We start from the raw sequence: 25,218 nt of genomic DNA, 5'->3' as shown, positions 1-25,218 counted from the left end.
ACATGAAATGATGAAGCAGAATTAACCTTACAAGAAAAGAGGTACGGATAAGGGGATAATCTCATCCTTGATTTATGACAATCATAAAAAGGCATGAGTCCTTAAGAATAACTTACATTAAAACTAAATCATTAAAATCTAAAGAAACCATGAAGTGTAGAAGTAAACAATTCTTGTACAAGATTTGTCTCGTTGTTGCTTTGCTGCTTCCTCAGATTGTTTTTGCCCAAGGCAATATCAAAGTTGAAGGAACGGTAACCGATGCATCGTCAGGAGAAACCCTTATCGGGGTATCGGTTAGCCTGAAAGGTGGGGCTAATGCGACAATGACAGACATCGACGGAAAGTATTCACTCAATAATCTGCCGCAAAATTCTATCATTGTATTTACATATATGGGATATGAGCCTGTGGAAATACAGGCAAAACAAGGCACATTGAATATGTCTCTTAAAGAATCCTCAAAACAACTGAATGAGGTGGTTGTAATCGGGTATGGTACGCAACGTAAGGCCGACCTTACGACTTCGGTAGCAAGCGTATCTGCTGATGATTGGGCAGACCGTCCTATTATTTCGGCACAACAGGCTCTTCAGGGCAAAGCTGCCGGTGTACAGGTGGTGCAACCATCGGGCAAACCCGGGGTCGGTCTTCAGGTACGTGTGCGTGGAGCTACTTCTCTGAATGCCGGTAATGATCCGATCTATGTGGTAGACGGAATCATTACAAATGATATTACTAATGTTTCACCAAACGATATCGAAAGTATGCAGATTCTGAAGGATGCGTCTTCAGCTGCAATATACGGTAGCCGTGCGGCAAATGGGGTAGTGCTTATTACTACCAAAAAAGGAGCAAAAGGACGTACTCAGATAGATTTATCTATGTACGCAGGCTTTTCGAATGTTGCAAAGCAAATTAAGACACTAAATACTGCGCAGTATTACGATTTGATGGATGAAGTTGGTTTCAGTATGGATCGTACCAACCAAAACTATATCAATTGGGCGAAAGAAATGTATGGAACTGGTGTGCAGCAGAATTATCAGGTTTCTCTTTCTGGTAGTACCGATAAAGTAAATTATTATGTTTCCGGTGGTTATCAGAAAGAAGATGGTATTATTAAACCTGCTACTTACGATAGGTATTCTTTCCGTACAAATTTGAGCAGCGATATCAAACCTTGGTTCAAAGTTACGTCTAATCTTAGCTTTGCACGGAATGCCCGTCGGGATGTGACCGACAATGCGAATGCCGGTCGCGGTGGTGTGATTATGTCTATCTTGAATACTCCTCCTAATATTCCGATCTGGGATCCAGATAATGAGGGGCAGTACAAAGCCGACCCAAACCAGTCGTCGCGCGAAAACCCTTATGGACAAACCGATACTTATGATATGAATCGGGAATACCGTTTTATGGGTAATCTCGAACTGGACTTTACAATTCTTGAAGGTTTACACTTCAAACCTCGTTTTTCGGTTGATTACACAGATCATTCGTGGGACAAATTTATTGATCCGGTTAAAACTCAATACGGTCGTCAGGCCAATGGTCGAGGTGAACATGCAGATGATAATTACCTGACATGGCAAAGTGAAAATATCTTATCATACAATAAGAAATTCGAAGGAAAGCATAATTTCAGTGCATTAGCCGGTATTACTATGCAAAGATACAGGCACGAAAATGCATATATGTCTCTCGAAGATTTTGTAAAAGGTACAACATACAAGACCATGACTTTAAACATGGCTAATAAAATTAATAATGCGAAAACCGAAAAGAATGGAAACTCGCTGATGTCATATCTGACCAGAGTACAATATGATTACGAGAGCCGTTATCTGTTTACTGCTAATTTCCGTGCCGATGGCTCTTCTAAGTTATATCATAAGTGGGCATATTTCCCTTCATTGTCTGCCGGATGGCGTTTCTCAAGTGAAAAATTCTTTGAGCCTCTTACAAAAGTAGTGGATGATGCCAAACTTAGAATCGGCTGGGGACGTAATGGTAATCAGGGAGGAATCGGAGATTATGATTCTTACGATAAATACACTATTACCAGAAGGGAAGAAACCGGCCAAGGGCCTGCTGTAAAACCGGGACGACTGGGAAACCGCGATCTGAAATGGGAGATTACGACACAATACAATGCCGGATTGGATTTCACTCTCTTTAATTCGAGATTGACAGGAGAATTTGATTTGTATTATAAGAAAACGACTGACCTATTATTGTATATCACCTTGCCTGCAACAGTAGGTGTAGATCTGCCAATGAGAAATGGCGGAGAGATGGTGAACAAAGGTTTGGAATTCAATCTTAACGGACAGATACTGACCGGAGCATTCAAATGGGATGCCAGTGTGAATATGTCATTTAACCGTAATAAACTGACAAAACTAGGTCTTACGAAACAATTTACTGCAGCTAATATAGAGACCAATGGAGATGATGTTATTATGATCAGAGAAGGTCTGCCTTTAGGATCCTTTTATGGATATATAGCTCAAGGTGTTGATCCCGAAACCGGTGATATCGTTTATAAGGATTTGAATAACAATGGAGTGAATGGAGTAGATGCAAATAAAGTGGCTGATCCCGGTGACCGAACAATAATCGGTAATGCTCAACCTGATTTTACTTTCGGTATTACTCAGAATTTTTCATTCAAAAACTTCACACTGAGTGCATTCTTTAACGGATCATACGGTAACGATATCTTCAATGCTTCCCGAATAGAGTTGGAGTCGATGAGCGATTCGAAAAACCAATCGACAGCCGTATTGAACAGATGGCAGCGTCCCGGAATGATTACAGATGTACCTCGGGCTGTTGTGGGATCTTTCAATGTATTGAATTCGACACGTTTTGTTGAGGATGGTTCTTTTATCCGTTTAAAATCGTTGACATTGTCTTATGCTTTCGATCAAAAAGTACTTAATACTCTAAGATTATCGAAACTGAATATATACGGAACTGTAAATAACCTGTTTACTCTAACAAAATACAGAGGTTATGATCCCGAACTAAGCTGGACAGGAAGTAATGCGGCTCAATTAGGTATCGATTACGGTACATACCCACAGTCCCGTTCATTTATTTTCGGGCTTAATCTGACTTTTTAAGGTTTATCAATACTAAAAGAAGCTAACAATGAAATACAATATAAAATATCTACTTTGTGGAGCAGTAGCATGTCTGGCATTAAGCTCATGCAGCAGTTTCCTTGATGAATCACCCGATTCGGAACTTACCAACGAAAATTGGGGGTCGGGAGATAAAGACCATGCAACCGAGTATACAACTGCTACTCAGATGGAACAGTTGTTGACCGGAGCTTACAGCGATTACGGATCGGAATTCTGGCAGCTCGACTGGTATATAATGAATGATGCTCAAGCGGATAATGCTTATGCCGGAGAACCAAAAGATCAGACTATGCAGTTTGACGAACTTCGTATCGCTGCATCTAATGGCGGAGTGAAAAGAGATTGGGGCTACATGTATTCTCAGATATCCAAAGCTAATACAATTATCGAATGGATTCCTAAAATCAAAGATTCTGCATTGACCGAAAAACGCAGAGGTGAAATCAGTGGAGATGCTCACTTTATGAGGGCGTTATGTTATTTCAATCTGGTAAGGATTTACGGAAGTGTACCTTTAATTACTCAATATATCCCTGAAATAAGCCTCGATAATATCGATGAGATATATCCGCTGCTGTATCCGGCTAAATCATCAACTGATAGTATTTATGCACAGATTGTAAGCGATCTCGAAGTTGCCGAATCGGGTGTAATGGATTATTCGACTGATAAGTTTAAGATTACCAAAGCATTTGTGCATCTGATACAGGCGCAGGTATATGCGACTAAAGACGGTGTGGCTAATACCGACTGGAATAAAGTAAAACAATATGCTCAGGCAGTAGTGTCGGACACTCGTTATGGTTTGATGGACAATTATAACGATCTGTTTGCTGTAGCCGAAACGCCTTCGAATGGAGTATTGCCAAGTGTAAATCTTGTAAATGAACATACTAAGGAATCGATATTCGAAGTCGATTACAACAGTTGGTCTACATTGGGCAACTGGGGGGCTCAGATGTTTTATGGTATCGACTGGAAAAAGTTTAATACACCCAGTCAGGATCTTTACAGAGCTTTTACTTCGGCAAAAGATACAATACGTAGAGATGCATCAATTATGTTTGGTGATGTTACAGGTAAATGGACTGACAAGTATTGGCCGTCTAACAAATACCCTTATTGCTACAAACTGAGATCGCAGGAAGCCGGAAATATTGTGCTGTTCCGTTTGCCGGAAGCTATTTTACTATTGGCTGATGCCGAAAACGAATTAGGAAATCTGAGTGAGGCTAAAAGATTGGTAGATCTGGTACGTACACGTGTTAAGCTGCCTAATACTACAGCATCCAGCAAAGATAACATGCGTTTGGCTATCGAAAACGAGAACCGTTTCGAATTTGCATTCGAAGGTAAAAGATGGATGGATTTGAAACGTCGGGGACGTTTTATTCAGGTAATGCAGGCTTGTACCGATCATCAGAATACATATGCTTCTCGCCTGAATGAAAATAAACTGATATGGCCTATTCCTCAGAGTGAACTCGATCTGAATGTAAATCTTACCCAAAATCCGGGTTATTGAGGTCACGGAGCTATTTATTAGATCAGTAAACTCGTTTACCGAATATCAATAAGAATAAAAAGGTCTGAGACCTTAAAAGCAAAAGATTATGAAATATATCTATAAAAATATAATATGGGGCTTATGTGCCGGAGCTTTGCTTCTGTCTTCGTGTGAAGAAGAAGATTCCCGGACTGTTTATCCTCATTCGACTCCTGTTATAGAGGATGCTGCGATCAATCCCGGAACATTTACATATGGAGATTCGGTTACAATCACAGCTAAAGTGGCAGACGAAGCAACTCCTCTTTCTACATTGGAGATGAAAATGGTTGTGAATGACGTACTCATTGCTCAGCAAACCATCCGTACTGCAGGAAATAAAGCTGAAGTTTCGGCGAAGTTCAAAGTTGCGTATGCAGCCGAATTACCCGATAATGCCGATGTTGAAGTATTGCTCACTTTGACTAACGTGGAAGGTGATCAGACTCAAGGAAATATTTCGGGTCTGAAAGGCAAGAGAGCCTATTACAGCAAACTGTATCTGGTATTGGATAATGGTACTGTTTACCCATTGACGGCTCAATCCGAAAAGTCTGACAAATACGAGTCGGCGGAGGTGAAAATCAAGTCAAATAATATCCGTTACCGTATTGCCGAAAAGCTGACTGATGATAATCAGATCGACTTCTCAGGACGTGTATGGGGTTTAAAAGGCGGTGCTGTTCAGTTAGTTGATGAGACCGGCGATTATATTACAACAACATCAGAAGGCGTTGATTATATCACTCAGGTGGTTTTTGATAATTATAAGTTCGCAACAACCCTTGTTGGTAGCAAATTGAATCCGAATGATCTTATTCTCGATAATTTCGGTGATGTAACAGCAAGTAATGAGGCGTTTAAAAAGCTTACCCGTACATTCGAAAAGAATCAGGAAGTAACATTGTTCGATGAATTGGCTTCAACTGATGTGGTTTATAATATGGATTATTTTGAACGTACTGCTGATGATAAAGTGAAATTTACAGGCGATGCAGGTAGCTATGACTTGTATTACAGTCCTACCCGGAAAGTAATGCTTGTTGAACCTCAGGACAGAGCTTATCCTAATATCCTGCTGACATGCGGCGAAGGGTTGGGATATCCGTCTAAGGTGAAACCCGAGGCGCATACAGCATGGGATTTCAATGCTCCGCTGCAAGCGATAATATTCCGTAAAGTAGCTGCGGATACTTATCAGGCGACTGTTTATTTTGATGCATCAAAAGCAAACTTCAAACCTTTCGAGAACAGAGACTGGGCGAATGAAAAGAAATCATCCACATTTACTATGCCTGCACTCATCGCAAAAGACACCGATCTGGGTAAAAATGATGGAAACTGGTATCCTGCAGAAGGAGCTGTATCGGGGAACTATAAAATAACCATCAATCTGGCAACTAAAGTCGTTACTGCCGAAAAGGTAACTCTGCCTTGATTAACGAATCTTATAAACAATGACCGGACTACTCACCCGAAAAGTAAGTAGTTCCGGTACTTAAAGACTCAAAAGAATATGAAAAAATATTTGATTCCTATATTCTCCTTGCTTTTGGCAACCTCTTGCATCGATTATAATACCGATTCGGGATTTTCGGATGATAATGAGCAGAATCCGACCGAAAACAATGAGGTGAGAATGTGGCTTACAACACAATCTAAAATATACCTGAACAAGGAACTGTCTATTGATTATACGAATGACATAACCGATGTGGTTGTACGTATAGATCCTTCGACTAAATACCAGACCATAGATGGTTTTGGGGGTACATTAACCGGATCGTCGGCTTATCTGCTGCAACAAATGTCGGTAGAAAAGAGAGCACAGGTATTGAAAGATCTGTTCGATACAAAAGAAGGAGCCGGACTCGAAAGTATCCGAATTGCTATCGGTGCATCTGATTTTTCTATGGATCTCTACACATATTGCGATAAGCAGGGCATTGAAAACTTTGCCATCCCTGAGATAGATAAAAGGGACTTGATTCCTGTTCTGAAAGAGATTCTGTCTATTAACCCCAATATTAAATTAATAGCCAGCCCATGGTCTCCACCTGCATGGATGAAAAGCTCGGGTAAACTCAATCTTGGTACTTTGAAAGGACCAGAAGTGTATGACGATTATGCGACTTATTTCGTAAAATATGTTCAGGCGATGAAAGCTGAAGGCATAACCATAGATGCTATTACCTTACAGAATGAGGCTGATTTCGAATCGGGTGTTCACCCTTCTATGAAAATGTCGTGGCAGGAACAGGCCGAAATTATCGGTAAGTATATCGGGCCTAAATTTAAGGCGGCAGGCATAACTACCAAAATATTGGTTCTCGATCATAATTTTGATATTTATAACTATGCCATAAATGTATTGAGTGATGCTGTGGCAAATCCTTATATCGATGGAACGGCTTTTCACGGATATGCAGGGAAACCTTCGGCTATCAATGAAGTGAAAACCGCATTTCCAACGAAGAGCATATACGAAACCGAACTATCCGGCGGTGATTGGAATACAGGAACCGAAATGGAAACTATGTTTTATTATATCTCGGATTTTATGGTTCCATGTATGCAGAACGGATCGAGCAACTTTATGATGTTTAATATTGCATTAAACTCTCAGCATGGTCCTGTAACACCCGGAGGGACTTTCTGCGAAGATTGCCGTGGTATTGTTACCATTGATGGTGATGATGCCAAAAAAGAACTGGAATATTATATGTTGAGCCATTTCAGTAAAGTATGCCGTACAGGAGCGAAAATGATTTCGACATCGTTTACCGGAGCATTTCCTGAAGGAGCTACAGCAACAGCATTCCTTAATCCTGATGGTAGCAGAGGGCTTGTTGTTGTAAACGAATCGGGAAATAATATAAATATGACAGTCAAAGATCAAACCAACGGAAAACGTATTGTGTATAGTGTGCCGAATTCGTCGGTAGCATCTTTCCTGTTGAAATAAATATAAATGCAAAGGAGACCGCATAATAAACTAATTATGCGATCTTCCTTTTTAATAAAAGCAAGTATTAATGACATATATACAGGTGTATAGAGTTCTGTCGTTTTTATACTTTGTGAATCAATAAATAGGTCTGAGACCTTCAGATAACGAGAACCTCATGAAAAAAATCTTTTATCTTGCGATAAGCTGTTCACTATTATTTGCATGTACCGAAAAGTCTGTTGTGGATATATATACCACTACTGCCGATAAAACAAAGACCATGCAAAAAGACTCGGTTATGCTTATGGCAAAATCAGATGTCGAGTCTACGGATAATATTATAACATTGCATCCTGAAGAGAAATATCAGGAAATGGATGGTTTTGGTGCTGCAATAACCGGATCAAGTTGCTATAATCTGTTGAAGATGGCTCCGGCAGATAGAACTGCCATATTAAAAGAAACTTTCGATCCGAAAGACGGATACGGATACAGTTATATTCGTATATCTCTCGGAGCGTCCGACTTTTCGTTAGATGAATACACTTATTGCGACAAACCGGGATTAGAGAATTTCGCGATTAACGAATATGATAAGCGAGACCTTTTCCCTATCCTGAAAGAAATAAAAGCAATCAATCCCGAAGTGAAAATAATGGCCTCACCTTGGTCTTGTCCGAAATGGATGAAGGTAAATAACCTGAAAGAACTGAAGCCTTTCGATTCGTGGACAAGTGGACAGCTCAATCCTAAATACTATCAGGATTATGCCGCTTACTTTGTAAAATACATTCAGGCTATGGAAAAGGAAGGTTTCAAGATTGATGCGACGACTATTCAGAATGAACCTCTCAATCGGGGTAATTCGATGTCTTTGTATATGACATGGCAGGAGCAGCGTGATTTTGTCAGAGACGCTCTGGGCCCTGCTTTCGAAAAAGCCGGTATCAAAACAAAGATTGTAGTGTATGACCATAACTACAATTATGATAACGATAAATCAGAGAATTACGACCAGGGACAATATCCGGTAAAAATATATGAAGATGCTAATGCCGCGAAATACATTGACGGAGCTGCGTACCATGCTTATGGAGGTGAAAAAGAAGAACTGCTGACTGTGCATAATGCTTATCCCGATAAGAACCTGTATTTTACCGAAATGTCTATCGGATTATGGGGTGAAGGGTATTCTTTTGCTAAAGATCTGATGTGGAATATGCGTGAGGTTTGTATAGGCAGTATCAATAACTTCAATAAAGCTGTGATCATGTGGAATTATATGCTTGATGATAACCACGGACCGGACCGTCCCGGAGGATGTGATATTTGCCTGGGTTGTATAACTATTGATTCTAATGATTATAAGACTATGGATAAGAACAGCCATTATTATACGATGGCTCATCTTTCGAAAGTTATTAAACCCGGAAGTTTCCGTATAAAATCGGAAGGAAAAACAGATGAGAAGATATATTATTCGGCGTTTGAGAATCCCGATAAAAGTTATTCTGTTGTTTTGCTGAACGAAAATCAGGAGCAAAAAACGGTAACGGTAGCACTTGGCGATAAAGCGTTCAGCTATATTGTACCTGCTCAGTCTGTTATATCTTGTATCTGGAAATAAGAATCATCCGCCTTGTGTGTTTTATGTGTAAGTTGAGAGGTTTTTGTGAGGTCGGTATGTACTGTTGAGTACTTATATATCGGAGGTTTTATTGTATTTTTGTTTACAGATATACTACAAACCGAATACAAGAGAATCTTTTTGAGACCTCGAATAGGCATAAACTCGGTCATCAGTTTGCAATCCATGAAAAATAATCATAAATACAGATCTTATGATCTTTAATCTCAAATAACTAAATCATGCTAAATCAAGTGAAATTATTATTGAGTTTTCTCTTTATGGCTTCGGTTGCTATGCCTGTGATAGCGCAGAATTCCATTCCGGTATATCTGGATGAGAGCAAACCAATAGAACAGCGGGTAGAGGATGCTCTTTCCCGAATGACTCTGGAAGAAAAAGTGGCGATGTGTCATGCTCAGTCTAAATTCAGTTCGGCGGGTGTACCTCGCTTGGGAATACCCGAAAACTGGATGACAGACGGCCCTCATGGTATACGTCCCGAAGTATTGTGGGACGAGTGGGATCAGGCAGGATGGACTAACGATTCTTGTATCGCTTTTCCTGCACTTACGGCTTTGGCTGCCACATGGAATAAAGATATGTCGGCTCTGTACGGAAAATCGATAGGAGAAGAGGCCCGTTACAGAAACAAAAATGTATTACTGGGTCCTGGTGTAAATATTTACCGTACTCCATTAAACGGACGTAACTTCGAGTATATGGGAGAAGATCCGTTTTTAGCTTCAAAAATGGTTGTACCTTACATTCAGGGCGTACAGGCCAATGGTGTTGCCGCATGTGTAAAGCACTTTGCCCTGAATAATCAGGAGGTGGACCGTCACACTGTAAATGTAAATGTAGACGACCGTACTTTGTACGAAATATATCTGCCTGCTTTTAAAGCTGCTGTGCAGGAAGGAAAAGCCTGGGCTATTATGGGAGCTTATAATAAGTACAAAGGTCAGTGGGCTTGCCACAATCAATATTTGCTGAATGACATTCTTCGCGGCGAATGGGGTTTTGATGGAGTTGTTGTGTCTGACTGGGGTGGTGTAAACAGTACTCAGGAAGCAATTTATCATGGCTTGGACATGGAATTCGGTTCTTGGACAAATGGTCTGAGCGAAGGAACAAGCAACGCTTATGATAACTATTATCTGTCTAAACCGTTTTTGAAATTATTGAAATCAGGCGAAGTGAAAGAGGAAGAAGTAGACAAAAAAGTCCGCAATATTCTTCGTCTTGCATTCCGTACAACAATGAATACAAAACGTCCTTGGGGATCGTTTGGTACTGATGAACATGCCTTGGCAGGACGTCATATTGCAGAAGAAGGAATTGTACTTCTTAAAAACGATAATGCAGTATTGCCTCTCGACCTCAATAAGACTAAAAAAATATTGGTTGTAGGTGAAAATGCCATCAAAGCGATGACTGTCGGCGGAGGAAGTTCTTCGTTGAAAGCCAGATACGAAGTATCTCCTTTAGACGGAATTAAAAAGCGTGTAGGATCTCAGGCTGAGGTTGTTTATGCAAGAGGATATGTAGGTGATGCCAGCGGAAATTACAATGGTGTACACTCGGGACAGGATTTGACTGAAACTCGTTCAGAATCGGAATTGATAGCCGATGCTGTAAATCAGGCTAAATCTGCTGATGTGGTTATCTTTATCGGAGGTCTTAATAAAAGTGATAATCAGGACAGCGAAGGGCATGATCGTAAGTCTTTGGGCTTACCTTATGATCAGGATAAATTGATCTCGGAACTGGTTAAAGCAAATAAGAATCTGGTAGTGGTGAATGTGTCGGGTAATGCTGTTGCAATGCCTTGGGTCAAAGAAGTACCATCTATCGTTCAGACTTGGTATAACGGAACAGAATCGGGTACAGCATTGGCTTCTATCCTGCTTGGTGATGTAAATCCTTCGGGTAAACTGCCGTTTACATTTCCTGTAAAATTGGATGATGTTGGTGCTCATAAACTGGATGCTTATCCCGGTGTAAATAAAGAAGCTGATTATAAAGAAGGTATCTTTGTCGGTTACCGTTGGGTTGATAAAGAAAAGATTAAATCATTGTTCAGTTTCGGATACGGATTGAGCTATACTACGTTTGAATACGGTAAAGTAACAGCCGATAAAAAAGAAGTTACCCGTGACGGAAAGATCTCATTTACCGTGAAAGTGAAGAATACAGGAGCAAGAGACGGAGCTGAGATTGTTCAGCTTTATATAAGTGATCTGAAAAGCTCATTGCCCCGTCCATTAAAGGAGTTGAAAGGTTTTGAGAAAGTATATCTGAAAGCAGGTGAAGAAAAAGAAGTTACGATGTCTATCGACAAATCGGCTTTAAGCTTTTTCGATGCAGCTAAGCATGAATGGGTTGCCGAAAACGGAGATTTCGAGGCTCTGATCGGTGCTTCGTCTTCGGATATAAAATCAAAAGTGAAATTTACTTTGAAATAAGGATTCAATTTTTGAAATAAGGAAAAAAATCCTGTTACCCAGATTTATTCGGTAGCAGGATTTTTTTTTGAATTATTTTTATTCGGATAATCTGATATATATCAGTGTGATATTAAAAAATATCAGTTTTTCTTAAAAAAAAAACGAACACGCCGATAAACAAAATATAAGTCTTATATGTTTCCATAGTCTCGAGCTTATATCAGAAAGATCATTTCATAATCTTTTTTCTATATAAAATCGTAAAAAGAAAGATATTTTATATTGAAAGAAATCAAAGTTTTCTTCTTGGATATTTTTCTGTATATCAGTTCAATGTAGCTGATGATATATAATTAAGTGTTTGTTATAAGAATATAGAGAGTAATTATTTTAAGAAGACCTGAAGTGCTGCTATAGTTGTGTTGGCCGCTGCACTCGATGGTTCAATTCGTATTTCTAATTTATTCTGACGCTGAGATAGAAAATGAATACTTTAGATAGATTCTATTTAAATAAAAGTGGTTATCCGAGGACATAAGATCTTTGGTGTCCCCAAGAATTCCCAGAATAACTCTAACTCTACTTTCTCATTAGTCTATGGTGGGTCTATAAGGGGCTTGTTCAAGCACATTCCATTTTAATCTTAAATAAAAATACTAGGCATACCGGGAAATCAACTATTGCACGAAAGGCTTGTTGCGTGTGTGTCTATGTAAATAAAAAGGTCTGAGGCCTTTTCCCGGATCAATAAATAAAGAACATACAAAGTTATGGTAAAGGATGTTACTCTAAACTACTTAAAGGTATTGGACGATAAGTTTGGTTATGATCACGATATAATCCAGACTTTTATTGTCGACCAGGGTGAAGTTCTAGAAATTGCACCCGGTGACTCTAAAATACTTTTTATCCGAAACGGTAGAGTGAACTTCTCTATGTCGAAATATTATGAAAAAGAACTGGACAGAAACCAAATGCTGGTAATACCATTGGGTTCTAACTTTACGGGGGTCGCACAAGAGAGATCCGAAATGGTACTGCTTAAGATTCCTTATAATATCAATCTTTCGGGATGTTTTCAGGGGCAAAAATCACGGACTGTAAGTAATATGGCTTCGGCTTATTCGCATAAAGAGCTGAATGAGAAAAAGCAATCATCCGACGAATTGTCGGTGCTTGATATGAATAATCTGTTGATATTGTATGTGTCGTTATTGAGCCAGTGCAGTGATGCCGGATTATGTACACCGCAGTATATGGAAATAAAGGTGCAGGAGTTTATCTGCATAATGAATATAAGCTATACAAGCCAGCAAATCGAAAATTTCTTTAAACCGATATTATCAAGCGACAGAGTGTTTTCTGATTTTATATATAATGCGTATCGCAAAGTAAAAACCGAGCAGGATCTGGCCGATTTGGCATATTATAGTTTGTCAGGCTTCAAAAAGCGTTTCAAAAAAGTTTTTAATATGGCTCCCGCCCAATGGCTTAAAATGAAAAAGGCCGAAGATATATATTATGAGCTTAATCACGGACAAAAATCATTCAAGCAGATATGTGAAGAATACAATTTCTCATCGACATCTCATTTTAATACATTCTGTAAAAAATATTTGGGTGCAACTCCCGGAATAATACGTTCGTCGGGTGCGGTTAGATGATGAAAATGATAGAAAGAATGATCAAAGGTCTATATATGACATAAAAGTGATTATTTATGAAACAGTTGGTATTTACAAATGACTTATTTTTGTAATAGGATAAATCAATATGATAGTTAAGTGGATTTTATTGAATCATATTGTTTCGAAATGGTTAATGTAGAGTGTGTAACTAATAAAAGTAATAGATAGAGATTAAAGATTGTTTAGCGTTTTGCTATATTTTATCCTGATGCTGAGATAGGAGAGGGGTTTCAATAATTTTCTGAATAAATAAAATAAAGATCGATACAGGGTTAAAAAATTCTGGTGTCCCCAAGGTACGTCCGATCCGAACTATGTAATAGCAGTGTTTGATGAGGTGTTTCATAGTGGTAACATGCTGTTATATTTATGCTTGTCTAATTAATAAATAGGTCTGAGACCTTAATTTATAGAAAGAAGTTTATTTATCTCAAATTTTTTTGAAAGTGAAAAATACTGAAATCGTATGGCATGTAATGCGTATACCATACAACAGAGAAATGTTGTTTAAAAATCATCTGGATACGATTGATATCGAAAATTTTATTCCGATGCATTACAAGTATGTAGAGAAAAAAGGACAGAAAATCAAAGTGTTGGTTCCGGTTGTAAACAATCTTGTTTTTGTCAAGACATCAAGAGCTGTTCTGAATAAGGTAAAGACTGAGGTGGAGTTGCGTTTTCCGGTACGTTATATGATGGATAGAGTCCGCAACGAACCGATGGTAGTTCCCGAAAATCAGATGAATAATTTTTTGAGCGTAGCTAAAACTTATGACGATCAATTGATATATCTCGATTCGTCTGAAGTTCTTTTACGTCGGGGTGACAAAGTCCGTATTACCCAAGGGCCTTTAGCTGGAGTTGTCGGCGAATTTTTACGGATCAGAGGAGACAGGCGTGTTGTTGTATCTGTAGATGGTCTAATGTCTGTTGCCACAGCTTATATTTCTCCTTATCAGCTGGAGAGGCTCGAAGAACCGAGGATGTATGAACAGACGATATTGTGCGAGACAGAGGTTTAAAGTTTTCCACCTCTAATTATATACAAACTGACGATAAATTATAGAGATAATTTTCGAACCAAACGATATAAAACATGCACCTCTGGTTTTCTGAAATATACCAGAGTTCTTGAAAATTTACGGCATACGCGATAATGTTTTACTGAGAAGGGAAGTAAACCGAGTACGTGCAGCTACCGTATCCATATAACGATCTTCCCCCCATTTAGTACACCTGTGTGTACACTATTAATAATAGTGTCATATTAGAGAATATTATAACAGAGTCCAAGATACGAATCAGTGGTTGATGTAGGTATACTTGCAGACGTATTCTTTTTCCGTTCGGAAGTACGATAATCGAGATTAGAACACAAGAAAGATTGAAGGAGAGCTTATTCTTCTCCGGTTATCCTTTACAAACGGCTCGTCTGCAAGGCACACCTACTATTTTTAGTTTTTTTGAAATATCATTTTTTGATATCAGAAAATATTCACTTTTACTTAAAAGACAATAGCAACCTATCATCTAACACAAACGATACTCTTATGAATCAGTTTTTTAAACTAAACAGATTTGCAACTTTTTGGTAGCCAGTATAATCACTAGAGAAAAATGCTCTGCCAATCAGTGTTTAGTCTTAAGTTAAACATTTAAAATTTGAAAGAAAATGAATAATGCTTTAAGTAAAAGTACATACTTTAGGATTTCGACTCAATTTGTTGATCTACTAGTTCTCAATATTTGGTGTGTTGCGTTCTATTTTTTATTGGGTACGGAACGGAGAATCGAAGCCTTTGATTCTTATGTATTTCAATACTGGCTTATCTGCAATGTATCGTATATCATGAGTTTGTTTATAGCCGGGGCTATATTGCAAAAGCGGATAGTACGTCCTGAGGTTATAGTATCTCATGTATCGAGGATTATTATAATAGCTTTTTTCCTGTTTTTATCGGGGCTTAGCATTGCTATGCTGCCTGCTATACATCTCAAATATGTTGTACCGTTTTATCTCGTGGCTTTTGCTTTTATTGTATTAGCACAGCTTTCGTTAAGACTTTGGATATTGAATGTTAGAAGTTATGGTAGAAACAGCAGATCTGCGGTGGTTGTGGGAGATGGTGGAAATATGCTGGAAATAATTCAAACGTTGAAACAATCCGAGATGGGATATAATCTGTTGGGAGTCTTTTCTTTTAATGAAGAATTGGAAGGTTTTCCCGAAGGTGTGTCGTGGTTGGGATATCCGGAAGATGTAGTGGGGTGGTTATCGAGCAATAAGGTAGATGATGTCTTCTGCGGATTACCTTCTAAACATAGGGATGAGATATTACCGATTATTAATTATTGCGAAAATAACCTGCTGCGTTTTTACAGTGTTCCCAATTTACGGAATTATCTGAAACGTAAAATGACGGTGGATAAATGTGGTGATGTACTAATACTTGCCATTCGCCGTGAGCCTTTGGGCAGAATAACCAATCGGGTTATAAAGCGTTTTGTAGACTTTTCGGTATCAACCGTATTTTTATGCACTGTATATCCTTTTCTGTACCTGATAATAGGAAGTATAATTAAAATATCGTCTCCGGGTCCGATTTATTTTCGTCAGCAAAGAACTGGTCTGAACGGCAAAAGCTTTGGCTGCTATAAGTTCAGAAGTATGAAGGTCAATAATGATAGCGACAAGGTACAGGCTACGCTGAATGACCCAAGAAAGACTAAAATAGGGAATTTCCTCAGAAAAACCAATCTCGATGAACTGCCTCAGTTGATTAATGTATGGCGGGGAGAAATGAGTCTGGTGGGGCCTCGTCCGCATATGTTGAAGCATACAGAAGACTATTCGAAAATAATCAATAAATATATGGTTCGCCATTTGGTAAAACCCGGTATTACAGGCTGGGCACAGGTAAATGGCTATAGAGGAGAAACCAAGACTCTTCCTGAGATGGAAGGCCGTGTGATATATGATATCTGGTATCTTGAGAATTGGAGCTTCTGGCTTGATATCCGCATCATGGTTTATACAATAACCAATATGCTGCAAGGCGAAAAGAATGCATATTGATTATCCTTTGGATAAAAATAGATAAAATCTAATACCACTTTACAGGAGGTTGTTACATAAATTTGTAGCAACCTTTTTTTTTAGATAAGGTATTCCGATGTATTGAGATACTTATTATCCGAAAATGTTTCAACAACGACTCTGTTTAGGTATTTCTTTCGTCTGAACTCAACCGTACGCTCTGTTATCGGTTTTGTACTTAGCAGGTTACAGGACATGTAGCCATCTTGTATTTCGAATTCGAATCTGATATCAAAAGGGTAGGGGTTTACTACTCTCAGGTCTTTATATCCGTATACTACTGTTGCATCGGCTCCCAGTGGAGTAAATCGTTCTTCTTCGGTATAAATATCCACCGTATGGTTATAACGCTCATTTATACTAAGTCCTGCTTTCAGCGCACACAGGTAAATGATGCCCGATAGCTGACACAGTCCTCCACCGTAGTCAGCCTTGAGTTTGCCATCTATCAGGTTGCGACCCATCTTAAAGCCTTTTTCTGGAGATGGGTTTCCTATTGCCCGCCAGAATGAAAAAGTTTCTCCTGAAGTTATGATAATCCTTTCTATTAGATTGGTTCCCAGTCTTATATTGTCGATCTTATTCTGATAATACTCAGACTTTCTGATCTCTTGTGTTTCTGAAATAGAATGTTCGAACGGTGATTCCGTTACTCTGACAGAGGCGAAGATTACTCCTTTGTTCCGGTCTTCTGTATAACGTTTGATCAGTTTGTATCTCAACCGCAACGATGAGGGGATCAGCTTCTTTATTTTCATGTTCTTTCTAAAACAACGATGGTGTATGATGCGTATTTTTTCAGGCATGAGCGGCATATCCAACGGTCAAGTCGTCTGATGTATCTCCGCCATGATGATGGGAAGCGATGTATCGGAAAAAACATCAATCCGTAGGATTTTTTCAGTATCCATTTTGTAGTCATTGCTTGCACTTCCATTGACGAAAGAGAGTTGGATGCATGCCAACCCTTTATCTGGTAATTGATGATCTGGCGACGGTATTTAGACGGAAAGTCAAAGATAAGCCGTGCACCTTGTTTTGCGACACGTGCGGTTTCTGTCAAAAACTGGCGGGTATCATCTTTATCCAAATGCATAAGTAGATGGAACGAAAAAATAGTCTCGAACATATTGCTATCGAAAGGCATTTGTAAAGCACTGCCTTCAAAGAGCATACGGCTCGGATATTTTTGTTGAGCCTGTTGCAGCATCTGGGGGCTGATGTCTAATCCATAACGGGCATATCTGAGAAAACGGCCTGTTCCGCATGCAACATCCAGCGTTTTATCCTTGTTGTTGTTTAACAGTAATTTATGCAGGATCTTCTTTTCCTGATAATCGATGTATTTTCCGTACGAATTGGCGAACCTGTCGTTGTCATATTCCGGAGCCAGTTCGTCATAGTACGATTTTATAGAGTGTTGCATATATAGATTGTTTGTCTTTACCGAAAGTGTATGTGTAATAATCCCTATCGTTTTACTTTTCAATAATGATACGGTATGAAGCCGAGAACTTATGCTGAACAGCCAGCTTGTTCATTCGGTCTTTTTGGCTGAACTCTCCTGAATATCCGACTCTGTCGCAACGTCCATACCAAGGCTCTATGCAAACGAATGGGGAGTCTTTGTGCGGAGGTTCCCATAACCCGACTAACGGCGAATCAAATTGTAAGCTGATATACGGCTTACGGTTTGCGTCCAACAGCGAAACTTTGCTTATCTGGCTGTTTTCGAATATCAGCGCATCGTTGTCAAATGTGTGATTTGTTATAGGCAAAAGGTTATCGGTCAGTTGCAGATCGTATTCTTTCGTAGTATCCGCACATCCTTTTTCGGCAATAAGTATATATTTCAGATCGTTATTGCGGTCGAATGTAAAATAGCCTTTGATAGGGCTTGCTGAACTATGCTCGGGATAATTGAATGCAGGATGCGCGCCTATCTGAAAGTATAAGTCGGACTGTCCTGTATTGATAACGTCCCAAATCACAATAACGCTATTTCCTTCCAGTTTATAAGCTATCTCCAATTCGAAAGCAAATGGATATATTTGCTCCGTTTTGCTGTCATTCGTGAGTTTATACCGTATCTCGTTAGCCGATTCGTATACCAGTGAAAATTCTTCATCCCGTGCAAAACCGTGTTGAGACATGGGGTAAATCTGCCCATTATGCCTGTATTCATTATTCCATAATCCGCCTACTATGGGAAAGAGTACCGGCGAATGCCGTTTCCAATAGGCAGGATCGGCCTGCCAGAGGTATTCATGTCCATTATCGAGACTGACGATGCTGGAAAGTTCTGCTCCTAAGGGCTTTACTTTTATTGATAATTTGTCGTTGATCAGGGTTTTCATATATTGAGTACTTTATCTTATCGGTTTTTTGAAGACTTTAGTCTTTTAGTTCGGTTATTTCTTTTATTCCTTCTCTGTTGAACAGTAACCTGAATTTTCTGTAATAGAGGTTTTCATGTCCTTCGCACCTTAGTATAAAATGCAGAGCATATACTTTTTCGCTCGAGAACCGGATGTATCCGTCTTGTTCATCAGGCAGGTAAATAGGGACTTTCGGGTTATCCATTTTAAGGATATAGTGAGTGATATTGAATCGTGTTATATCATTTATTCCTATAAACTGGTATCCTTTATAATTACTTATTTTTGAAGATTCCAGATTTACCAGCTTTTTATAAAGTATTATTTGTTCGTTATATATCTGATTTTCGGCTTCAACCAATGGAGACCGCTTGCGCATATTCAGAACTTCTGCCGGAACTTTCGATTCGATAGCAAAATCAAATGCTTCTTTTGTCCATCCTATCGGGTTGCGTTGTATATCGAGTTGACGTTTGGTGTCGAAGTATTTTTTACCCAATTGTGTACTGAAGTAAAAACGCATAAGATCTTTGATGCGGTCTTTGAATATATAGCTGATCACAAGAGCAAAAAACAAGGGGATGGTAAAATTACCGTAATGAAGTTGTGCCGAAAACGAAACAACTGTGGCGAATATCATCGAAGTACCTGCCGCTATTCCGTAATAAAATTGTTCGGCCAAGGCTCCGTCTTTTGTCTTTTTTGTGATGAGGAATAAGTCACTTTCAATAAACTTTTTAAGTATACCCCGTCTCATTACTACCAGATAATTGTTGCTCTCATCTTTCGTATCGAGCATCGAATAGCCTTGTTCTCTTTTATACGAATCTTCGTTTGCTACGAGTTGATACAGCTTATCTTTCACCTGTTTGTAAGGTGATCTGTTTTCGAGCCCTCTCATCAGTCGGAAAGTTTGCTGCTGCAAAATATTGCCTATAAAGTCGTCGCCAAAACCATAGTATTGCTTGTTGTCTTCCGATATCGAGTCATTATTGATAATCACCCGTAAATCGCGGTAACGCTGCATAATATGCGAAACATGAAGTATATATTCATCTACCAGTTCCTCGATCAGATTATTGTCTTCTTCTTCGATAATATAGAAGGCTCTATCCCGTGATGCACTTTTGAAGATGGATGAAAGCATTCTTATCTGAAAGATGTAATTCTTTTGATATTCTTCGTTATCAGGTGATTCGGAGAGCTTTTTAGCCGCATCTTTCAATCTGCCCAAAGGACCGTTGTCTCCCATATATATTTCCTGTAAAGTATATACGGGCGTAATAAGCCTTACGTTTGATTTGGTGTCTTTGTAAAATTGATCTTTGCTGTATGTACCACGATTGATATCAATACTATTGGGGACAAACAGCCATGTATTGATGCTAAACTCATTGATGTCACTATCAACCGTTTTGCGGGTTGCTATAAATGATGTTTTGAATTCAAATGAGTAATTGTCGTGTATTTTTACCTTAATATCGATCATTCAGCCAAAGATAATAGTTTTAGGTTTAAGTAACAGTAAGTATTAATGATATGCTACATATAGTAAAGCTGTCTACTCGTTTATTAATTTAATAAAAAGGTCTGACACCTAGACCTTATTTCCATCCCTTATAAGGTTTTTTTATCAGTTGTGAGTTGTAATATTTCCGGTCTCCCGTCACTTCTTCTCCGAGCCAGTCGGGATGTTCGAATTCTTCGTTCTCTTCATTGAGTTCGATCTCAGCCACAGTTAATCCTTCGTTTTCTCCATAAAATTCATCGACTTCAAACGTATGGTTTCCTGCTTTTACCAGATAGCGGGTTTTATCTATTACTCCCGGATCGCAAAGTTTTAATAATTGTTCGGCATCTTCGAGAGAAATCTCTTTTTCCCATTCGAAACGGCTGATACCGTTTGGTGTTGTTCCGCCCTTGATGGTTATGTATCCTTTTCCTCCCCTGATTCGGATGCGTACACTACGGCCACCTGTATTAGATGCCATATAACCTTGTACTACTCTGTCGTGTGAAAATGACTGTGATTTGTAATCTCCTTTTACCAGAAATTTGCGCTCGATCTCGGTGTTATTATTGTTCATATGGATAAATGAAACAGGCATATAAAGGATATGCCTGCACTATTTGTTTTATATTAATGGTGTTTTGTATTTATCTAAATTATTGTATGATCTGTTTGATAGCTCCTAAGTCGGGATAAAAAATAACCTTGATAGGCTGTTTATTATTATCGAACATCTGAGGAGTAAGCACATCCTGTGTACCGAATTGCACAATATCGCAGCTTTTGCTTACCCAGTCTTTGTTGCCGAATTCAACCTCAAGAGTTGCTTTGCTAGGAACATTAAATATGATTCCTTTTGAGAATTTTTTCTCCAATTCTTTTTCTTCTTTTGGGCTGAGGATCGGTGCGTCCCTTAGGGCTTCCTTACTTGTCAAATTCAAATAAGCCGGAGCTCCCGATAAATCGTCACTGCGGACAAAACCCAAGCGGCGAGAGAAACGGAAGATAATTTGCTTTTCTATATTTTTTCTTTCGGGAACAATCGTATATTCGGAGCTTTCTATATTTTCCACACTTTCCGATCCTATGAACAATGATGTCAGGGCTTTTTCCTGTGTGTCTAATCTTTCCATTACCAGCTTATAGGCATTTCCATCCGGTGGCATATTGTCGGCTTCGCCGGTGAGTATGCTGTTGCGGGTTTCACGCAATGTAAAGATTTGCTTGGCGATAAGATCCGCCTGTCTTGATTTAGAGCCTGCCCGCAGAGTTTCTTCCGATAAGAAAGAATTGGGATTGGGCAGCGGTTTTTCGGGTTCTGCTGATGTCGTATTGCTTGCACTGCTTACATTATCGAACTGTGCATCGGCATTGATAGCACATATAAGCCCGCTTTTGGTCAACGTGACATACGGTGCAACAGTATTACTTCTGAATTCGACCTGATAACTCTTGTCTTTATCTGGAATTCCTTGAGTTTCTGCTGAAATATCGGTAAGAGTGTATATTACTTCATCCTGAGTTATCGGGTTGGATATATTCAGATATTGCTGAGCGTATTCGTAAAATTCTCCGGCTTTACGTGTTGTTTTGGTTGCTTTTGCTTTTACCGTTATAGAAGTTTTGGGCAAAGAGTATACCACACCGTAATCGTTGCTGCGTACAGCACTCATCTTTACAGTATTCTGAGCCGATAATCCTCCTATTATTAATATTGATAGCAGACCTGTGTATAATCGTTTTAATCGTTTCATATATTTATAGTAAAAAAGTATCTATGATATACTTTTAGTTTATAACAGGCTTTGATTGTTTGACCAGTCAAAGCGATAAATAGATAGGTTTTGACCTTTGTACGAAATACAAATCTAATAAATTTTTTTAGTAGTATACAAAGTGTATAGGTTAAAAGGAAAAGCCGGAAGGCTCTAATTATTAAGTAATAGAAAGTCTGATGTATTTAAAAGCAATAACATCCTGTTGCTATTATGCCTGCAAAGGCGGAAACTATGGTTTCAAACCTTAGTTTCCGCCTTCTGTATATCACTTTTAATTTTTAGGTGAATCCAATTCCCTCATTTTCTCAAACTTATCCATCTGATGCAGGTTTACTGTGAGCGAATCGCTACTCGATGAACTTTCGTATATTGTCAATCCGAATACCTTTACATTATAAATAAGATGGTTGAAAACTTCGCACATGATTCGTTCAAACTCAGCCCATACCGTTGTGTTGGTAAATGCGTATACTTCTATAGGCAGTCCGTTTGAAGTAGGAGCTAATTCCCGAACCATCAATGTCATTTCCTGATGGATATTGGGGTTGTTTTTCAGATACCAGATAGCATAGCATATAAAAAGATCGCAGTTGGTTATCTGGAAGCCATTCAATAGAGATGCAGCATCGATATTCAGATTTTTGTTGAGGATCTCATATTCCTCCTGTTTCTTCTTAATATATGGGGCTAAAGCCTCTGTTTTTTTGTATACAGCAAGTTCTTCATCAGTCAGGTTACGTATATCCGACTGTTTGATAACCAGTGACCGTTTGATACGTCGTCCACCGCTCTCCTGCATTCCACGCCAGTTTTGGAACGAATCGGATGTCAGTGAATATGTCGGGATAGTAGTTATGGTTTTGTCGAAGTTACGGACTTTTACCGTTGTCAGATTTATTTCTTCGACAGTACCATCGGCTCCATATTTGTTCATGGTGATCCAGTCGCCGATCTGTACCATATTATTGGTCGAAATCTGTATACTTCCTACAAATCCCATTATCGTATCTTTAAACATCAACATCAGTACAGCCGATGCGGCTCCCATGGCGGCGAAGAAAGCGGTTGCCGATTTGCCCGTTAATATAGAGTAAATGACAACGGCTCCGAATATAAAGAATATAATCTGGATGACCTGTATATAGCTTTTCATCGGTTTGTTCTGAAAAGCCGGTTTTTCCTGTATCATATCAGCTAAGGTGCGCACCACAGACATAATAGTCCAAATGATCATGAAAACCATGTAGATATCAGTCAGTTTGATAGCTGGTTTGATCACTTTATGGTAATCGGCAAAAATGGTTGGTATTGCCGATATTATAAATGAGTAAGGTATTACCAATGCCAGAAAGTGAGGCAGGCGGTTATTCCGGGCATAACTGAATATATTAAGGTTTGTGATTTTTTCAGCTTTTTTGAATAAGAATATCAGGATCATTCGGGTTATTTTCTGAAGAAGATATACAATAATCAGGGCTGCTGCCATTACAATAATCAGGTTCAGTATTTTGATCCAGTTGTCAGCGATCCCTATGTCGGAGAGGAATGCCTGAATATGATCGGTAATAAAATTAGCTGAGGTTGTAAATTCTGTTTCTTGCATAAGTGTAGTATTTTTGATATTTTTTTGAGTGAAAACGAAAGTAAAGTTACATAAAATACATTTTCCGGTAAAGGGAAAATATTTATATTCTAAATCAATAAGCTACTTAAATAAAACCTTTGCGAAAAAAAGTATATTATAGATGTGCATATTCATCTAATTATAGTACTTTTGTAAGCTTAAAAGTTTTAAGCATTCAATTATGAAAAGCGTAAAGGTAAGAGATAAAGAATTTGAATTGTTTATCCCTGAGGCTGAGATAATTCAGGCTATAGATAGGATAGCCGAGAAAATGAATATCGATTTGGAGGGTAAAGACCCTTTGTTTGTATGTATACTTAACGGTTCTTTTATGTTTGCCGCCGAGTTGATGAAAAAGGTAACTGTAGCCAGCGAGATTTCATTCGTGCGTATGGCGTCTTACCAAGGAACAAAATCGACCGGGAAGATAAAAGAAATCTATGGTCTTGAAGAAGATATCGAAGGACGTACGATCGTGATTATCGAAGATATAGTAGATACAGGACATACAATGTCGTTGATATTAGATCAGTTGGCGTGTGATAACCCGAAAGAAATAAAAGTAGCAACCTTATTGTTTAAACCCGAAGCACTGAAAACAGAAGTCAAATTAGACTATGTCGCTTTAGAAATTCCGAACGATTTTATTGTAGGTTTTGGTTTAGATTATGACGGCTACGGACGTAACTTAGCTGATATTTACAAAATAAAATCATAATATAGGATGTTGAACATTGTTATTTTTGGAGCTCCGGGCTCAGGGAAAGGTACTCAAAGCGAAAATCTTATCAAGAAGTATAATCTGGCTCATATCTCCACAGGTGATGTTTTGCGTGCCGAAAAAGCAGCAGGAACAGAATTGGGTAAATTGGCAGACAGTTTCATGTCGAAAGGGCAATTGATCCCAGATGATCTGATGATTGATATACTTGCCAGTGTTTTTGATCAGAAAATCAAAGCGGGAGACTGCAAGGGTGTAATCTTTGACGGATTTCCCCGTACAATTCCACAGGGAGTAGCGTTGTCTGAAATGTTGGAAAAACGAGGACAGGCAATCTCAGCTGTCGTAAGTCTTGATGTTCCCGAAGAAGAACTGATCGAAAGACTTATTAACAGAGGTAAACAAACCGGACGTAATGATGATAATTACGAGACTATCAAGGCTCGTTTGGATGTATATTACAATCAGACAACCCCATTGAAAGAACTTTTCGAAAAAGAAGGAAAGCTTTATTCTATCGAGGGTGTAGGTAGTGTCGAAGACATCTTCAGCCGCATATCGTCTGTTATAGATAAGGTAAAATAAAATATAAAATATGTGCAGGAAAGCTGTTGGCTGGAAAGTCAATGGCTTTTGCCGTCAATATAATAATATGCCTGCGTTGAGCCGGTTTACTAATTAAGGTCTCAGA

Annotated in this window: 18 protein-coding genes; 11 read left to right on the top strand and 7 right to left on the bottom strand. The window is 38.8% G+C overall.

Annotation, left to right across the window (positions count from 1 at the left end; genetic code table 11):
• Positions 1–149: 149 nt before the first annotated feature.
• The 9 genes from AABJ51_RS06970 to AABJ51_RS06930 all read left to right on the top strand — a co-directional run bounded on the left by AABJ51_RS06970 (position 150) and on the right by AABJ51_RS06930 (position 16,495).
• Positions 150–3,131, top strand: coding sequence for a SusC/RagA family TonB-linked outer membrane protein (locus tag AABJ51_RS06970; RefSeq protein WP_035332250.1), 2,982 nt, complete (start codon positions 150–152; stop codon positions 3,129–3,131).
• 28 nt (positions 3,132–3,159) lie between these two features.
• On the top strand, positions 3,160–4,680 hold the full coding sequence (locus tag AABJ51_RS06965; protein ID WP_338374975.1) for a RagB/SusD family nutrient uptake outer membrane protein: 1,521 nt from the start codon (positions 3,160–3,162) through the stop codon (positions 4,678–4,680).
• An 88-nt stretch (positions 4,681–4,768) separates the two neighbouring features.
• On the top strand, positions 4,769–6,139 hold the full coding sequence (locus AABJ51_RS06960; RefSeq protein WP_321577259.1) for a DUF5016 domain-containing protein: 1,371 nt from the start codon (positions 4,769–4,771) through the stop codon (positions 6,137–6,139).
• Between the two features lie 78 nt (positions 6,140–6,217).
• Positions 6,218–7,666 carry a glycoside hydrolase family 30 protein gene (locus tag AABJ51_RS06955; RefSeq protein ID WP_338374972.1) on the top strand — a complete coding sequence of 483 codons (1,449 nt, stop codon included), beginning with the start codon at positions 6,218–6,220 and terminating at the stop codon, positions 7,664–7,666.
• 160 nt (positions 7,667–7,826) lie between these two features.
• Positions 7,827–9,278, top strand: a complete 1,452-nt coding sequence (locus AABJ51_RS06950) for an endo-1,6-beta-glucanase (RefSeq protein ID WP_338374970.1) — start codon at positions 7,827–7,829, stop codon at positions 9,276–9,278.
• A gap of 242 nt (positions 9,279–9,520) precedes the next feature.
• Entirely contained in the window at positions 9,521–11,746 is a 2,226-nt protein-coding gene (locus AABJ51_RS06945) for a glycoside hydrolase family 3 C-terminal domain-containing protein (RefSeq protein ID WP_026627696.1), read from the top strand.
• 752 nt (positions 11,747–12,498) lie between these two features.
• Entirely contained in the window at positions 12,499–13,392 is an 894-nt protein-coding gene (locus AABJ51_RS06940; RefSeq protein WP_026627695.1) for a helix-turn-helix transcriptional regulator, read from the top strand.
• 470 nt (positions 13,393–13,862) lie between these two features.
• Positions 13,863–14,441: a UpxY family transcription antiterminator gene (locus AABJ51_RS06935; protein ID WP_246037415.1), complete on the top strand. Its 579-nt coding sequence runs from the start codon at positions 13,863–13,865 to the stop codon at positions 14,439–14,441.
• A gap of 650 nt (positions 14,442–15,091) precedes the next feature.
• Entirely contained in the window at positions 15,092–16,495 is a 1,404-nt protein-coding gene (locus AABJ51_RS06930) for an undecaprenyl-phosphate glucose phosphotransferase (RefSeq protein WP_338374964.1), read from the top strand.
• 80 nt (positions 16,496–16,575) lie between these two features.
• On the opposite strand, the gene AABJ51_RS06925 is transcribed toward AABJ51_RS06930, so the two are convergent.
• The 7 genes from AABJ51_RS06925 to AABJ51_RS06895 form a co-directional block, all read right to left on the bottom strand.
• Positions 16,576–17,274, bottom strand: a complete 699-nt coding sequence (locus AABJ51_RS06925) for a VanW family protein (RefSeq protein ID WP_338374962.1) — start codon at positions 17,272–17,274, stop codon at positions 16,576–16,578.
• Positions 17,271–17,942 carry a class I SAM-dependent methyltransferase gene (locus AABJ51_RS06920; protein WP_338374960.1) on the bottom strand — a complete coding sequence of 224 codons (672 nt, stop codon included), beginning with the start codon at positions 17,940–17,942 and terminating at the stop codon, positions 17,271–17,273. Before AABJ51_RS06920 ends, AABJ51_RS06925 begins: the two co-directional genes overlap by 4 nt.
• A 52-nt stretch (positions 17,943–17,994) precedes the next feature.
• On the bottom strand, positions 17,995–18,873 hold the full coding sequence (locus AABJ51_RS06915; RefSeq protein ID WP_338374957.1) for an aldose 1-epimerase family protein: 879 nt from the start codon (positions 18,871–18,873) through the stop codon (positions 17,995–17,997).
• Positions 18,874–18,910: 37 nt separating this feature from the next.
• A complete protein-coding gene (locus tag AABJ51_RS06910; protein ID WP_134436408.1) occupies positions 18,911–20,383 on the bottom strand; it encodes a hypothetical protein in 1,473 nt (490 codons plus the stop codon).
• A 115-nt stretch (positions 20,384–20,498) separates the two neighbouring features.
• Positions 20,499–20,981 (bottom strand): CYTH domain-containing protein, encoded by a 483-nt coding sequence (locus AABJ51_RS06905; RefSeq protein ID WP_035332436.1) that lies wholly within the window; start codon positions 20,979–20,981, stop codon positions 20,499–20,501.
• A gap of 79 nt (positions 20,982–21,060) precedes the next feature.
• Positions 21,061–22,158 carry a DUF4831 family protein gene (locus AABJ51_RS06900; RefSeq protein ID WP_338374952.1) on the bottom strand — a complete coding sequence of 366 codons (1,098 nt, stop codon included), beginning with the start codon at positions 22,156–22,158 and terminating at the stop codon, positions 21,061–21,063.
• Between the two features lie 295 nt (positions 22,159–22,453).
• Positions 22,454–23,785, bottom strand: coding sequence for a mechanosensitive ion channel family protein (locus tag AABJ51_RS06895; RefSeq protein WP_051290856.1), 1,332 nt, complete (start codon positions 23,783–23,785; stop codon positions 22,454–22,456).
• A 202-nt stretch (positions 23,786–23,987) separates the two neighbouring features.
• Here AABJ51_RS06895 and hpt point away from each other — a divergent pair, with 202 nt between their 5' ends.
• Entirely contained in the window at positions 23,988–24,524 is a 537-nt protein-coding gene (gene hpt / locus AABJ51_RS06890; RefSeq protein WP_026627687.1) for a hypoxanthine phosphoribosyltransferase, read from the top strand.
• Between the two features lie 6 nt (positions 24,525–24,530).
• Positions 24,531–25,112, top strand: a complete 582-nt coding sequence (locus tag AABJ51_RS06885) for an adenylate kinase (protein ID WP_026627686.1) — start codon at positions 24,531–24,533, stop codon at positions 25,110–25,112.
• Positions 25,113–25,218: the final 106 nt, after the last annotated feature.

The sequence above is a fragment of the Indolivaga capnocytophagoides genome (genome assembly GCF_036511535.1).
In the GTDB taxonomy this organism is placed as follows: Bacteria; Bacteroidota; Bacteroidia; order Bacteroidales; family Dysgonomonadaceae; genus Dysgonomonas_A; species Dysgonomonas_A capnocytophagoides.
The sequence above is the reverse complement of the archived record's forward strand: the minus strand, read 5'-3'. Positions and strand labels throughout refer to the sequence as shown.